Source organism: Pseudomonas sp. SMV7, assembly GCF_052041995.1.
In the GTDB taxonomy this organism is placed as follows: domain Bacteria; phylum Pseudomonadota; class Gammaproteobacteria; order Pseudomonadales; family Pseudomonadaceae; genus Aquipseudomonas.
This window is the reverse complement of the sequence record NZ_JBKGGT010000025.1, coordinates 14,242-28,596: the sequence shown is the minus strand read 5'-3', so window position 1 is coordinate 28,596 and position 14,355 is coordinate 14,242. Positions and strand designations below refer to the sequence as shown.

Genomic DNA, 14,355 nt, shown 5'->3' with positions numbered 1-14,355 from the left:
AATTGGAGGAATGAAACCATGTCCGCTGAAAAACAGAAGTACGGTGTCCACTCCGAAGCCGGCAAACTGCGCAAAGTGATGGTTTGCTCGCCGGGCCTGGCGCACAAGCGCCTGACGCCGAGCAACTGTGACGAGCTGCTGTTCGACGATGTGATCTGGGTCGACCAGGCCAAGCGTGACCATTTCGACTTCGTCACCAAGATGCGCGAACGTGGCGTGGACGTGCTGGAAATGCACAACCTGCTGACCGACATCGTCCAGCAACCCGAAGCGCTGAAGTGGATTCTCGACCGCAAGATCACCCCCGACACCGTCGGTGTCGGCCTGACCAACGAAGTGCGCAGCTGGCTCGAAGGCCTCGAACCGCGCCACCTGGCCGAGTTCCTGATCGGCGGCGTCGCCGGGCAGGACCTGCCGCAAAGCGAAGGTGCCGATGTGGTCAAGATGTACAACGACTACCTGGGCCACTCCAGCTTCATCCTGCCACCTTTGCCGAACACCCAGTTCACCCGTGACACCACCTGCTGGATCTACGGCGGCGTGACCTTGAACCCGATGTACTGGCCGGCGCGACGCCAGGAAACCCTGCTGACCACCGCCATCTACAAGTTCCACCCACAGTTCACCAACGCCGACTTCCAGGTCTGGTACGGCGACCCGGACAAGGAACACGGCCAGTCCACCCTCGAAGGCGGCGATGTCATGCCGATCGGCAAGGGCATCGTGCTGATCGGCATGGGCGAGCGCACCTCGCGCCAGGCCATCGGCCAGCTGGCACAGAACCTGTTTGCCAAGGGCGCGGTGGAAAAGGTCATTGTTGCCGGCCTGCCAAAATCGCGTGCCGCCATGCACCTGGATACCGTGTTCAGCTTCTGCGACCGCGACCTGGTCACGGTCTTCCCGGAAGTGGTCAGGGAAATCGTGCCGTTCATCATCCGCCCGGACGAGAGCAAGCCGTACGGCATGGACGTGCGCCGCGAACACAAGTCGTTCATCGAGGTGGTGGGCGAGCAACTGGGGGTCAAGCTGCGCGTGGTCGAAACCGGCGGCAACAGCTTCGCCGCCGAGCGTGAGCAATGGGACGACGGCAACAACGTAGTGGCCATCGAGCCGGGCGTGGTCATTGGCTACGACCGCAACACCTACACCAATACCCTGCTGCGCAAGGCCGGGATCGAAGTCATCACCATCAGTGCCGGTGAACTGGGCCGCGGCCGTGGCGGCGGCCACTGCATGACCTGCCCGATCGTGCGCGACCCCATCGACTACTAACGACCATCACCCCGGCCGCCCACACCCAGCGGCGGCCGGGGCGTTCACCAAACTCAAGGAGATACGTCATGGCGTTCAACATTCACAACCGCAACCTGCTCAGCCTGGAACACCACACCACCCGTGAGCTGCGCTACCTGCTGGACCTGTCCCGCGACCTCAAGCGCGCCAAGTACACCGGCACCGAGCAACAGCACCTGAAGGGCAACAACATCGCCCTGATCTTCGAAAAAACCTCCACCCGTACCCGCTGCGCCTTTGAAGTGGCCGCCTATGACCAGGGCGCCAACGTCACCTACATCGACCCCAACTCGTCGCAGATCGGCCACAAGGAAAGCATGAAGGACACCGCCCGCGTGCTCGGGCGCATGTACGATGCCATCGAGTACCGTGGCTTCAAGCAGGAAATCGTCGAAGAGCTGGCCAAGTACGCTGGCGTGCCGGTGTTCAACGGCCTGACCGACGAATACCACCCGACCCAGATGATTGCCGACGTGCTGACCATGCGCGAGCACAGCGACAAGCCGCTGCACGACATCAGCTACGCCTACCTGGGCGATGCCCGCAACAACATGGGTAACTCATTGCTGCTGATCGGTGCCAAGCTCGGCATGGATGTGCGCATCGCCGCGCCCAAGGCGCTGTGGCCGCATGACGACCTGGTCGAGCGTTGCCGCAAGTACGCCGAGGAAAGCGGCGCGCGCATCACCCTCACCGAAGACCCGCTTGCCGCAGTCAAGGGTGTGGACTTCGTGCACACCGACGTCTGGGTATCGATGGGCGAGCCGATCGAAGCCTGGGGCGAGCGCATCAAGCTGCTCAAGCCGTACCAGGTCAACAGCCAGCTGATGAAATCCACCGGCAACCCGCGGACCAAGTTCATGCACTGCCTGCCGGCGTTCCACAACTCCGAAACCAAAGTGGGCAAGCAGATCGCCGAACAGTACCCGGACCTGGCCAATGGTATCGAAGTGACCGACGACGTGTTCGAGTCGCCGGCCTGCATCGCCTTCGAGCAGGCGGAAAACCGCATGCATACGATCAAGGCGATCCTGGTTTCGACCCTGGCTGACCTGTAAGCCTGTCCGCGGACTGCGCTGTACTTGTGGGAGCGGGCATGCCCGCGAATGCGTCAGCCGCACCAGTGATGGTGCCTGGCCTGGCCTCTTCGCGGGCACGCCCGCTCCCACAGGAACCCTGCAACCTCCGTGTAGCGGCAGCTCATACTTTTCGTTAAAGGACATTCCCCATGCGTATCGTTGTTGCATTGGGCGGCAACGCCCTGCTGCGTCGCGGCGAGCCCATGACCGCTGAGAACCAGCGCGCCAATATCCGCACCGCCACCGAGCAGATCGCCAAGATCCACCCTGGCAACGAGCTGGTCATTGCCCACGGCAACGGCCCGCAGGTCGGCCTGTTGTCGCTGCAGGGCCTCTCCTACAAGCCCGACGAGGCGTACCCGCTGGACGTGCTGGGTGCCGAAACCGAGGGCATGATCGGTTACATGATCGAGCAGGAACTGGGCAACCTGCTGGCCTTCGAAGTGCCGTTCGCCACCCTGCTGACCCAGGTGGAGGTGGACGCCAACGACCCCGCCTTCAAGGACCCGACCAAGTTCATCGGCCCGGTCTATGGCAAGGAAGAGGCCGAGCGCCTGGCCAAGGAAAAAGGCTGGGTGGTCAAGGCCGACGGCGACAAGTACCGCCGTGTGGTGGCCAGCCCGAAACCCAAGCGCATCTTCGAGATTCGCCCGATCAAGTGGCTGCTGGAAAAGAACAGCATCGTGATCTGCGCCGGCGGTGGCGGCATCCCGACCATGTACGACGAGAACCGCAAGCTCAAGGGTATCGAGGCGGTGATCGACAAGGACCTGTGTTCGGCCCTGCTGGCCGAGCAGCTGGATGCCGACCTGCTGATCATCGCCACCGACGTCGATGCTGCCTACATCGACTGGGGCAAACCCACGCAGAAAGCCATCGCCCAGGCCCACCCCGACGAACTCGAACGCCTTGGTTTCGCCGCCGGTTCCATGGGCCCGAAGGTGCAGGCCGCCTGCGATTTTGCCCGCCACACGGGCAAGGTGGCGGTGATCAGTTCGCTGGAAAAAATCGAAGACATCGTCAAAGGCACCGCCGGTACACGGGTTTCCACCGCGAAGCCGGGTATCAGCTACCGTTGAAAGCAGTGGGCGGGCGCTTGCTGCCCGCCATTTTCGACCTTCCAGAGGAGCTTGCCATGGCCCAGTACCACCCCGGTCATGTACACATCGAGCGCACCGCGCTGAACAAGAACGACCACAGCTATGACCTGAACATCGAATACGAGGCAGTGTCGGACCCCAAGGAAGGCCGAGGCATCCAGTTCAAGATGCATGGCAACATCGAAGGCAAGACAGTCGATGAAAAATTCTTCCTGGCCAAGGATCAGGTACTACCCAACTTTCTCATGGTACTGAGCCGCAAGGCCCAGTCGTACCTGGCGCCGCCCAAGAAATTCGAGAGCCTGGGTTCGCCGCACAAGCTCTATGACCAGATGTTCGCGGACATTCGCGAAAAACTCGATGTGAAGTCGGGCGACCCGATCAAGCCTGAACACCTGGAGTGATGCCACCATTTCGGGGCTGCAAAGCGGCCCCGACGATGTTAAGGCATACTACCCCCCTCCCCAGCCACCACCGCAGCTCTCCATGCGCATCCACGTCAGCTTCATCGACCGCGTCGGCATCACCCAGGAAGTACTCGCCCTGCTCGGCGCCCGCAACCTCAACCTGGACGCAGTGGAGATGGTCCCGCCGAACGTCTACATCGACGCCCCCACGCTCAGCCCCGCCGTGCTTGAAGAACTGCACGACGCGCTGTTCGAGGTGCATGGCGTGCAATCGGTGGACGTGGTCGACATCCTCCCCGGCCAACGCCGCCACCTGCAGCTCGATGCCCTGCTGGCGGCAATGAGCGACCCGGTGCTGGCCGTGGACAGTGCCGGCACGGTGCTGCTGGCCAACCCGGCGCTGATCGAGCTGTGCGGCCGCGAATCAGCCGAGCGCTCGGTGGGTGAACTGTTCGGCGACCCGGCGCTGCTGCAGGCCCTGCTGGACAACAACTTCCACCTGCCCATGCGCGAGATGCAGCTCAACGGCCAGAGCTTGCTGCTGGACGCCACGCCGATCACCAACGCCGGTGGCCTGCTGACGCTGTACCCGCCCACGCGCATGGGTGAACGCCTGTCGGCCCTGCACCACGACCATGCCGAGGGCTTCGATGCGTTGCTCGGCGAATCGTCGGCGATCCGCACCCTCAAGGCCCGTGCCTTGCGCGTGGCGACGCTCGATGCGCCGCTGTTGGTGCACGGCGAAACCGGCACCGGCAAAGAGCTGGTAGCCCGCGCCTGCCACGCCATCAGCAGCCGCCACGCGGCGCCTTTCCTGGCGCTGAACTGTGCCGCGCTGCCCGAGAGCCTGGCCGAGAGCGAACTGTTCGGCTACGCCCCGGGTGCCTTCACCGGCGCGCAACGAGGGGGCAAGCCCGGGCTGATGGAGCTGGCCAACCAGGGTACGGTGTTTCTCGATGAAATCGGCGAGATGTCGCCGTACCTGCAGGCCAAGCTGCTGCGTTTTCTCAGCGATGGCAGTTTCCGCCGGGTGGGCGGCGACCGTGAAGTGAAGGTGGATGTACGCATCATCAGCGCCACCCACCGTGACCTGGAACGCATGGTCGCCGACGGCAGCTTCCGTGAAGACCTGTTCTACCGCCTCAACGTGCTCAACCTGCAGGTGCCACCGTTGCGCGACCGAGGCCAGGACATCCTGATGCTGGCGCATTTCTTCATGCAGCAGGCCTGCACGCAGATCCAGCGCCCGCCCTGCCGGCTGACCCCGGCCACCCATTCCGCACTGCTGGCCAACCCTTGGCCAGGCAACGTGCGCCAGTTGCAGAACGTGATCTTCCGCGCGGCTGCCATCTGCGAAGGCAACCTGGTGGATATCGGCGACCTGGACATCGCCGGCACCTCGGTCGCGCGCGGACAGGATGGCGAAGTGGCCAGCCTGGAACAGGCCGTGGCCGATTTCGAGCGCGAGTTGTTGCAACGCCTGTACGCCAGCTACCCCTCGACGCGGCAACTGGCCGGGCGCTTGCAAACCTCACATACCGCCATTGCCCAGCGCCTGCGTAAATATGGAATACCGGGCAAGGCTTGAGTGAACGAACATCGGCCCTACTGGAGCGCGGTCATGCTTGCCAGGCGCCGCGCATGAGTCGGCGCCGGGGCTGCTCTGGCGTCACGCGCCCTCGCTGTTTCACGGCGCAGCACCGGAAGGATCTCGCTACCGAACAGCTCGAGCATGTCCAGCACCTCGGGCAATGGAATACCGGCATGGTCGAACAGGAACAGTTGCCGTTGGTAATCGCCGAACTGCTCGCGGAAAGTCAGGGTCTTGTCGATGATCTCCTGAGGGCTGCCGACCGACAATGGCGTCTGCTCCATGAACTCCTCGAGCGATGGACCGTGGCCATACACCGGTGCGTTGTCGAAGAACGGACGAAAACGCTCGCGTGCGACCTGGGACTGACGGTTGACGAAGATGTGCCCCCCAAGGCCGACTATAGCGTCCTGCTCGGTGCCGTGGCCGTAGTAGGCGTAGCGCGAGCGGTAGAACGCGACCAGCCGTTGGAAATGGCCTTTTGGCCAGAGGATATGGCTGGCAAAGAAGCCGTCCCCATAGCGCGCCGCCTGTTCTGCGATTTCCGGTGTGCGAATCGAACCATGCCAGACGAACGGCGGCAGCCCATCCAGTGGCCGGGGAATGGAGGTGAAACGACGAAGCGGTGCGCGAAAACGCCCTTCCCAGTCGATCTCTTCCTCTCGCCAGAGCCGGTGCAGCAGGTCGTAGTTCTCCAGCGCCAGCGGCAGCGCCTGCATGATGTCCTTGTCGAACCAGGGGTAGACCTGCGCCGTGTTGCCGCGCCCCAGCATCAGGTCCATGCGCCCGCCCGAGAGATGCTGCAGCACGGCATATTCCTCAGCCAGGCGCACCGGGTCGTTGGTGGTGATCAGCGTGGTCGAGGTGGACAGGATCAGCCGTGAAGTCTGCGCGGCTAAAAAGGCCAGGAGTGTCGTGGGCGACGACGTCACGAATGGCGGGTTATGGTGCTCTCCTGTCGCGAACACATCGAGGCCGACTTCCTCGGCCTTGAGGGCGATGCGGACCATGGCCTGCAGCCTTTCGGCCTCGCTCGGGGTACGACCAGTGCTGGGGTCGCGGGTCACATCGCCAACACTGTAGATTCCGAATTGCATCCTTGCCTCCAGGGCTAACGTTTTTCTTGATTGTACGCCTGTACGCGAACTGTTCAACTCCTTTTCCCGAGCGTATGATCATCCCGTCGCCGCCACCTCGTCGCGGCACTCATGGATAGCCGGACAAAGGAGATACGTCATGCCAGAGGTCATTGTTTACGCAACTGCAGGCCGTTCCGAACAGCAGAAGAAGAAACTGCTGCGCTCGGTGACCGAGGCTGTTGCGAGCAGTTTCGAGATAGCCCGCGAACACGTGGTGGTGCAGATCGTGGAAGCACAACCTGGCGACAAGGCCAAGGGCGGGATCCCTTTCGACGAGCGTTGAAGCCTGCCGCAGGCACGGTGCATGGCACCGTGCCCTTTCTATGCAAAGCCTTACATATATTCGGCAATGCCCTGAGCGAACCGACGGTTCACGGTGTTCTGCGCCTTGATTGCACAAGTGTCATTCGAAAAACGCCGTTTACAGAAGGACTGTACGAAAGACTTGCAACAGTACGACTGTATGCGTACATTGGCCTTGTTCGATGTCGATACGGACCCAAGGTTTAATCCCTAACAGCAAGGAGCTGAACATGAAGACATTGATGCAGTGGCGTGACCTGCCTGCCGAGGCAGAAGAATGGATGGCGCGTATCGAAGCGGTCCGGCCGCTGATTCTGCAGCACCGGGATTACGCCGAAGCGCAAGGCGAAACCCACCCCGAGGTCATGGCCGAGCTGTTCAAGCTGGGCTTTTCCCGTCTGTGCGTCAGCAAGGCGTTTGGTGGCCAGCAGTTGGACATCCGCGTCATCTCGCAAATTATCCAGCGTCTTGCTGCCCTTGACGCCTCGGTCTCGTGGCAGGTCATGGTGCAGGTCGCCATGGGGCGGCTCGCCGATTACCTGCCAGAGCAGGCGGCTCGTGAAATCTACAGTTCCTGCAATGGCTTCGTCGTCGGTGCGATCCATTCGGGTGGCGAGGCGATCGCGGTCGACGGTGGTTACCGGGTCAGTGGCAAGTGGGGCTTCGCCAGCGGTTCGGCACATGCTGACTGGCTAGTGTGCACGGCGACACTCCACCAGGAAGTTGCCGATGGCACGGAACCCCAGGTGCGCATGTTCTTCGTACCACGCACCGACTGCCGCATCATCAAGACCTGGGACGTACTGGGCATGCGCGGAACCGGCAGCAATCATTTCGAATGCAGCAATGTCTGGGTACCGGCCCACTACTGCGTCAACACCGAAGCACTGAAGAAGGCGCCTGCGCCTCGTGAGTCCCTGGCCTACAAGGTGGGTTACTACGACTTCGGCACGATCGCCGCGATGGGCACCGTGCTCGGCGTGGCCAAGGCCGCCCTGGCGTATTTCCGTGACGAGCGCACCCTGCCGGGCGATGAAGGCGTGGCGGCACTGACCAGCGAGAAGACCGGTATCGTGCTGGCGCAGCTGCACACCGCGCAACTGCTGCTCGAGGATGCCATCACGCAGGCCCAGCAGGCTGATGGCGATGGCCTCAACGTCCGCGTCGCACTGGCCGCCTCGCTCCTCAACGAGTACGCCGTCAATGCGGTGAACCAGCTGCATGGGCTGACCGGCTCCAAGGCGGTCTACAAAGCATGCGAACTGGAACGCTGCCTTCGCGATATCCATGTGGGCTCCAAGCATTTTGTCCTCTCGCCGTTGAACCTCTTCGGCCTGGGCAAGCTGTATCTGGGCAAGGCACAGACCAGCAAGATCTATTGATCGCGACCGTGGTCGCGCATTACTGACAGTCAGTCGAGCAGCTCCCGGCCAGGCCGGCCGGGCCAGGACTGATGCAGGTTGGAGTTTCTTGAATGTTGAATTTCCAGGTGGTCGCCGTCCCAGGCGACAGGGGGTAAGTCATGCGTGCGAAACACTATCTCGGAAAGGTAACGGCATCGGTGGTGACACTTGCCGTACTGGGAGGCTTCACGCTGCGCTACATGGCTCATGGAGAAGAGCCGGCGCCTGCCCCCGTACTGGTACCGGCGGCACTGGCGCAGGTCAAGCAGGTGCCATACACCTATTACCAGGTCGCCATCGGCCAGATCGAAGCGAGCCAGCAGGTGCTGCTGACGGCGGAAGTCAGTGGCCAGGTGGTCGCACTGGCCTTTGACTCGGGTGACAAGGTCAAGGCCGGCAATGTGGTGGTCAGGCTCAATACATCGCCCGAAGAGGGTGAACTGACCCGCTTGCGCGGCGAATTCGATGCCGCCAGAACCCACTACACCCGCTTGCAGACACTGGCGCGAAACGGCGCCGAGAGCCAGCGGGCACTGGACAGCGCCCGTGCCCAGTTCGATGCCGCCAAAGGCAACCTCGAGAACATGCAGGCCCAGATCGCGCAGAAGACCATCCGTGCACCGTTCTCCGGGGAGCTGGGCATCCGCCAGGTTCACCTGGGCGATTACGTGCAGGCGGGCCGGCCGCTGGCCACGCTCACCGATCTTGACCGGCTGCGGGTCAACTTCACCGTCTCCGAGCGTGACAGCGCCAGTATTGTCAAGGGCCAGCATGTGGAAGTGACAGTCGATGCATGGGGCGATGAGAAGTTCGAAGGGGTGATCGGCGCCATCGATCCGCAGGTCAACAATTCCCATGTCATACGGGTCCAGGCCTTGCTCGACAAGCATCAGGACAAACTGCGCCCCGGCATGTACGCCAAGGTGAAAGTGCAGCTGCCAGGCAAGGACGAGCTGGTCATTCCCGAGACCGCGATCACCTACAACGCCTATGGCGAAAGCGTGTTCGTCAGCTACACGGAAGACGGCCTGAAGAAGGTGCGGCGCAAGAACATCAGCATCGGCGAGCGCCGCGATGGCCTGGCGGTGGTGCTCAAGGGGCTGCAGGCCGGTGACGAGGTGGTGACCTCCGGGCAAATCAAACTGCAGGACGGTGTGGCCATCGAGCCGGTAGCCGACACCGTGCGCCTGAACGTCCAGCGCTGAGGAACGACCATGCACTTCACTGATGTTTTCCTGCGCCGGCCGGTCCTCGCGCTGGTGGTCAGCACGCTGATCCTGCTGTTCGGGATCATGGCCTTCAACAAGCTTCCGGTGCGTCAGTACCCGATGCTGGAAACCTCCACCATCACCATCACTACCCAGTATCCAGGCGCCTCGTCGGAACTGATGCAGGGTTTCGTGACACAGCCGATCAGCCAGGCCGTGGCCTCGGTCGAGGGTATCGACTACCTGTCGTCCACTTCGACCCAGGGCAAGAGCCTGGTGACCGTGCGCATGCAGCTCAACAGCAACTCGATCAACGCCCTGACCGAGGTGATGGCCAAGGTCAACCAGATCCGCTACAAGCTGCCCGAAGAAGCCTATGACCCCGTGATCGAGCGTACCTCGGGCGGTTTCACCAGCGTCGCCTACGTGGCGTTTTCCAGCGAACAACTGTCCATGCCCGAGGTGGCCGACTACATTTCGCGGGTAGTCGAGCCGATGTTCTCGGGTATCGATGGTGTGGCCAAGATCAATGTCCTGGGTGGGCAAACCCTGTCCATGCGCCTGTGGCTCGACCCCGACCTGCTGGCGGGCTATGGCATTACCGGCCAGGACGTGGCTGACGCGATCAGGGAAAACAACTTCCAGGCCGCTCCTGGTCAGGTCAAGGGCCTGTACGTGGTCAGCAACCTGCGGGTCAACACCGACCTGACCAGTGTCGACGACTTCAAGAACATGGTCCTGCGCAACGACAATGGCAACATCATTCGTGTGCGTGACGTCGGCACCGTCGAGCTCAACGCAGCCTCGTTCGACACCAGCGGTGCCATGAGCGCGGTCCCGGCCATGTTCCTGGGCCTCGATGCGGCACCTACCGGTAACCCGCTGACCATCGTAAATGCGGTCAAGGCTTTGATCCCCGAGATCGAGAAGACCCTGCCGCCAGGCGTCAAGGTGCAGATCCCGTTCGAGGTGGCTCACTTCATCCAGTCGTCCATCGACGAGGTTACCCATACCTTGATCGAAGCGCTGGTCATCGTGGTCCTGGTCATCTACCTGTGCCTGGGCACTTTCCGCACGGTGCTGATTCCCCTGGTCACCATTCCGTTGTCGATGCTCGGTGCCGCCGTGCTGATGCAGATGTTCGGCTTCAGCCTGAACCTGCTGACGCTGCTGGCAATGGTACTGGCCATCGGCCTGGTGGTGGATGACGCCATCGTCGTGGTGGAGAACGTCCACCGCCATATCGAGGAGGGCAAGACCCCCTTCGAGGCGGCTTTGCTTGGTGCCCGCGAGGTGGCCGGCCCGGTGGTGGCGATGACATTCACGCTGGCTGCGGTCTATGCCCCGATCGGCCTCATGGGCGGCTTGACCGGAACGTTGTTCAAGGAGTTCGCGCTGACCCTGGCCGGCTCGGTGGTGGTGTCCGGTATCGTAGCGCTCACGCTGTCTCCGATCATGAGTACCCGCCTGCTCGATGCCAAGTCGAGCGAAGGCTACATGGCGCACAAGGCAGAAACGTTCTTCAACTGGCTGGCAGACCGCTACGGCAAGTTGCTGGGGATGTCGCTATCCCGGCGCTGGATCAGCCTGGCCATCGCCTTGATGATCTTTTTCAGCCTGCCGGTGCTGTACAAGTCGGCGCAGAGCGAACTGGCACCGATGGAAGACCAGAATATCCTGCTGACCGCCATCAAGGCGCCGCAGCATGCCAACATCAACTACGTCGAAGCGTTCTCCCGCAAGCTCCACGAGGTGTTCCAGGAATTTCCCGAAGGCTACAGCGATTGGGTGGCCAACGGTACCGACGGTATCTCCAACAGCGTTGGCGGCATCAACCTTGTGGACTGGCAGCAGCGCGAACGCAGCGCCAACCAGATCCAGCCATTGCTGCAGCAGCGGGTGAGCCAGATCGAGGGCACCAGCATCTTCGTCTTCCAGATGCCGCCGCTACCGGGATCAACGGGCGGCCTTCCGGTGCAGATGGTCGTGCGCAGTGATCAGGACTACCAGTCGTTGTTCGAGGTGATGGACAAGCTCAAGAGCAGCGCCCGCAGCAGCGGCCTGTTCGCGGTGGTCGACAGCGACCTGGACTTCAACAACCCGGTGGTCGAGGTGCAGGTCGACAGGGCGAAGGCCAACGCCATGGGTATCCGCATGAGCGATATCGGCAAGACCCTCAACAGCCTGATCGGCGAGAAGTACATCAACCGTTTTGCCTACCATGGCCGCTCCTATGATGTGATTCCGCAAGCGCTGCCGCAGGACCGCCTGACCCCCGAGGCGCTCAACCGCTACTACGTCAAGGATCAACACGGCAACCTGGTACCACTGTCCACCCTGGCCACGATCAAGGTGAAGGTCGAGCCCAACCTGCGCCCGCAGTTCAACCAGCAGAACGCCGCGACGCTGCAGGCAATTCCGATGCCTGGGGTGACGCTGGGCGACGCCGTGGCCTTCCTCAGCGAGCAGGCCAAAGGGTTCCCGGCTGGCTACACCTATGACTGGCAGTCCGACACCCGGCAATACGTGCAGGAAGGCAACACCTTGATGCTGACCTTCGCCTTCGCCCTGGTGATCATCTACCTGGTGCTGGCAGTCCAGTATGAGAGCTTCATCGATCCGTTCATCATCCTGATCAGCGTACCGTTGTCGATCTGTGGGGCACTGTTGCCGCTGGCGCTGGGCTACACCTCGCTGAACATCTATACCCAGATCGGCCTGATCACGCTGATCGGCCTGATCAGCAAACACGGCATCCTCATGGTGGCGTTCGCCAACGAACTGCAGATGCACCACGGCATGGGCAAACTGGAAGCCATCCGCCATGCGGCCGAAGTGCGCCTGCGCCCGATCCTGATGACCACCGCCGCCATGGTAGTGGGGCTCGCACCGCTGATCTTCGCGACTGGCGCGGGAGCCAACAGCCGCTTCGGCCTGGGCCTGGTCATTGTCGTGGGCATGTTGATCGGCACATTGTTCACCCTGTTCATCCTGCCAACGGTCTACAGCTTGCTCAGTTCCACCAGGCAGCCCAAGGCGCTGGCCGTCACCGATGGCGACAGCCAGGCCATCGATGCCGCGGCGCGAGGATAATCCCATGTTGAAAAAGACCCGCTATGTACGGCTGCTGCCGCTGCTGGCCGCAATGGTCGCGAGTGGTTGCGTGAATTACGCCGGCATCGACCATCGTCAGCACTTGCTGACTCCAGAGGGGGCACCTTCGGCGTCCCTCGCCGACGCGCGGCTGCCGGCCGCGCCGTGGCCGGCTGACAACTGGTGGCAGCGTTACGGTGATGCCCAGCTGGACGGCCTGGTAGCCAAGGCCTGGAACCACAACCCGGGGCTTCAGGAAGTGCAGGCCAGGGCTGACAAGGCCAATGCCTTGCAGGCGTATTACGACGCGGACCAAGCCCCGCAGCTCGACGCCTCGGGTGGAGTCTCGCGCTCGCGGCTGTCGCGCAGCGAAGATTTCGACGGCCAGGGGAATCGCTACATCACGGTGCGCAGCCTGGGCGTGACGTTCGACTACGACCTCGACCTGTGGGGGGGCAAGCGCAGCGCGTGGGAGGCCTCGGTCAGCCAGGCCAAGGCTGCGGAAGTCGAACTGCAATCAGCGCGTTTGCTGCTGGCAGCCAATGTCGTCAAAGCCTACAACCAGTTGGCTTATGCCTGGGATGTGGTGGACCTGAGCGAACGTGATCTCAAGCGCCTGCGACGCCTGCAGGGGCTGACCAGTGATCGCTTCAACAATGGCCTGGACAACAAATCCCAGCTGCAGCGCGTCGATGGCCTGGTAGCGCGCGCCGAAGCAAGCCTGCTGGGTGCCCGTAGCAACATGGAAATTGCCCGCCTGCAGCTTTCGGCCTTGCTCGGCTCAGGGGTCGACAGCGCACGTGATATCGTGCGGCCCAAGCCGTTGAAAAGCGATGACGCGGCACTGCCTGAAAACCTGCCGGCGGAACTGCTGGGGCGGCGTCCGGATATCGTTGCGGCCCGCTGGCGTGTCGAAGCCCAGACCCGCACGGTGGCCTCGGTCAAGACCCGCTTCTACCCCAACATCAACCTGCGTGCCGCGGGGGGTGTGCATGCCCTGTCCGGCGACAGTTTCAACGACACGGTCAGCCGCTTCTGGAACATCGCGCCGACCGTGACAGTACCGCTGTTCGACGCCGGCCGCCTGCGGGCCAGCCTCAAGCAGAGCAATGCCGACCTGGATATGGCAATTGCCAGCTACAACGCCACCTTGAATACGGCGTTGCACCAGGTAGCCACCTCGGTGACCGAACTGCAGGCCGTCAACCGGCAGATCGGCCTGCAGCGCACCGCTCGCGACACAGCCCAATCGTCCTTCGACCTGGCCGTGGAACGGTTTGAAATCGGCGAGAACAACTTTCTCGATTCGCTCAACATCGAAGAACAGCTGATCGAGGATGAACTGCGCCTGGCCTTGCTGAGCAGCAAGCAGATCGACTCGGCGGTAGGGCTGGTAACGGCCCTTGGCGGTGGTTATCAACCGGTAGCTTCGAACGTTCAGTGAACGCATCTTCCGGCACCTGGGTCAGTCCTGGTGCCGGCTTCACACTTTGAAATAATTGCCCTCACCTGCCCCGCGTGGACGCCAACCTGTTGTTTTGAAAGGTCCTCTGCGTTGAGCATTTATCATTTTCATGGCACGTTCATTCCATCCGGCTCACGAAACCCGGCAAATTGGTATATAGTTCCACACTGCTCGTACTAACAAACAATCCATGTCCCGGCTGCGAGCAGCCATCGACTGATGGCCCAGGGTAATGGGGAGATTGTCATCCTCCTGGGTACTGCCAGGCTCGGAT

The 14,355-nt window shown here is 62.2% G+C and carries 11 protein-coding genes; 10 read left to right on the top strand and 1 reads right to left on the bottom strand.

Annotated elements, in window-relative coordinates; all coding sequences use genetic code 11:
- Positions 1–18: 18 nt before the first annotated feature.
- The 5 genes from arcA (at position 19) to ACLEJP_RS23040 (ending at position 5,467) form a co-directional block, all read left to right on the top strand.
- Complete coding sequence (gene arcA, locus ACLEJP_RS23060) at positions 19–1,272, top strand: arginine deiminase (protein WP_440810255.1); 1,254 nt, start codon at positions 19–21, stop codon at positions 1,270–1,272.
- A gap of 68 nt (positions 1,273–1,340) precedes the next feature.
- Positions 1,341–2,351 (top strand): ornithine carbamoyltransferase, encoded by a 1,011-nt coding sequence (locus ACLEJP_RS23055; protein ID WP_225780574.1) that lies wholly within the window; start codon positions 1,341–1,343, stop codon positions 2,349–2,351.
- Positions 2,352–2,521: 170 nt separating this feature from the next.
- Entirely contained in the window at positions 2,522–3,451 is a 930-nt protein-coding gene (gene arcC / locus ACLEJP_RS23050) for a carbamate kinase (RefSeq protein WP_440810254.1), read from the top strand.
- A 56-nt stretch (positions 3,452–3,507) separates the two neighbouring features.
- Complete coding sequence (locus tag ACLEJP_RS23045) at positions 3,508–3,876, top strand: DUF5064 family protein (protein WP_440810252.1); 369 nt, start codon at positions 3,508–3,510, stop codon at positions 3,874–3,876.
- Between the two features lie 82 nt (positions 3,877–3,958).
- On the top strand, positions 3,959–5,467 hold the full coding sequence (locus ACLEJP_RS23040) for a sigma-54-dependent transcriptional regulator (protein WP_440810249.1): 1,509 nt from the start codon (positions 3,959–3,961) through the stop codon (positions 5,465–5,467).
- A 17-nt stretch (positions 5,468–5,484) separates the two neighbouring features.
- On the opposite strand, the gene ACLEJP_RS23035 is transcribed toward ACLEJP_RS23040, so the two are convergent.
- Positions 5,485–6,567, bottom strand: coding sequence for a CE1758 family FMN-dependent luciferase-like monooxygenase (locus tag ACLEJP_RS23035; RefSeq protein ID WP_440810247.1), 1,083 nt, complete (start codon positions 6,565–6,567; stop codon positions 5,485–5,487).
- Here ACLEJP_RS23035 and ACLEJP_RS23030 point away from each other — a divergent pair.
- The 5 genes from ACLEJP_RS23030 to ACLEJP_RS23010 all read left to right on the top strand — a co-directional run bounded on the left by ACLEJP_RS23030 (position 6,554) and on the right by ACLEJP_RS23010 (position 14,060).
- Complete coding sequence (locus ACLEJP_RS23030; RefSeq protein ID WP_440810323.1) at positions 6,554–6,892, top strand: tautomerase family protein; 339 nt, start codon at positions 6,554–6,556, stop codon at positions 6,890–6,892. The genes ACLEJP_RS23035 and ACLEJP_RS23030 overlap by 14 nt on opposite strands.
- Before the next feature lie 250 nt (positions 6,893–7,142).
- Positions 7,143–8,294, top strand: a complete 1,152-nt coding sequence (locus ACLEJP_RS23025; protein WP_440810244.1) for an acyl-CoA dehydrogenase family protein — start codon at positions 7,143–7,145, stop codon at positions 8,292–8,294.
- Between the two features lie 140 nt (positions 8,295–8,434).
- Positions 8,435–9,520, top strand: a complete 1,086-nt coding sequence (locus ACLEJP_RS23020; protein ID WP_440810241.1) for an efflux RND transporter periplasmic adaptor subunit — start codon at positions 8,435–8,437, stop codon at positions 9,518–9,520.
- 9 nt (positions 9,521–9,529) lie between these two features.
- Entirely contained in the window at positions 9,530–12,616 is a 3,087-nt protein-coding gene (locus ACLEJP_RS23015; RefSeq protein ID WP_440810238.1) for a MexW/MexI family multidrug efflux RND transporter permease subunit, read from the top strand.
- Positions 12,617–12,620: 4 nt separating this feature from the next.
- Positions 12,621–14,060, top strand: a complete 1,440-nt coding sequence (locus tag ACLEJP_RS23010) for an efflux transporter outer membrane subunit (RefSeq protein WP_440810235.1) — start codon at positions 12,621–12,623, stop codon at positions 14,058–14,060.
- Positions 14,061–14,355 lie beyond the last annotated feature (295 nt).

Coding starts and splice junctions, on each gene's coding strand:
- arcA (WP_440810255.1), top strand. CDS start 19: ATGTCCGCTGAAAAACAGAAGTACGGTGTCCACTCCGAAGCCGGCAAA.
- ACLEJP_RS23055 (WP_225780574.1), top strand. CDS start 1,341: ATGGCGTTCAACATTCACAACCGCAACCTGCTCAGCCTGGAACACCAC.
- arcC (WP_440810254.1), top strand. CDS start 2,522: ATGCGTATCGTTGTTGCATTGGGCGGCAACGCCCTGCTGCGTCGCGGC.
- ACLEJP_RS23045 (WP_440810252.1), top strand. CDS start 3,508: ATGGCCCAGTACCACCCCGGTCATGTACACATCGAGCGCACCGCGCTG.
- ACLEJP_RS23040 (WP_440810249.1), top strand. CDS start 3,959: ATGCGCATCCACGTCAGCTTCATCGACCGCGTCGGCATCACCCAGGAA.
- ACLEJP_RS23035 (WP_440810247.1), bottom strand. CDS start 6,567: ATGCAATTCGGAATCTACAGTGTTGGCGATGTGACCCGCGACCCCAGC.
- ACLEJP_RS23025 (WP_440810244.1), top strand. CDS start 7,143: ATGAAGACATTGATGCAGTGGCGTGACCTGCCTGCCGAGGCAGAAGAA.
- ACLEJP_RS23020 (WP_440810241.1), top strand. CDS start 8,435: ATGCGTGCGAAACACTATCTCGGAAAGGTAACGGCATCGGTGGTGACA.
- ACLEJP_RS23015 (WP_440810238.1), top strand. CDS start 9,530: ATGCACTTCACTGATGTTTTCCTGCGCCGGCCGGTCCTCGCGCTGGTG.
- ACLEJP_RS23010 (WP_440810235.1), top strand. CDS start 12,621: ATGTTGAAAAAGACCCGCTATGTACGGCTGCTGCCGCTGCTGGCCGCA.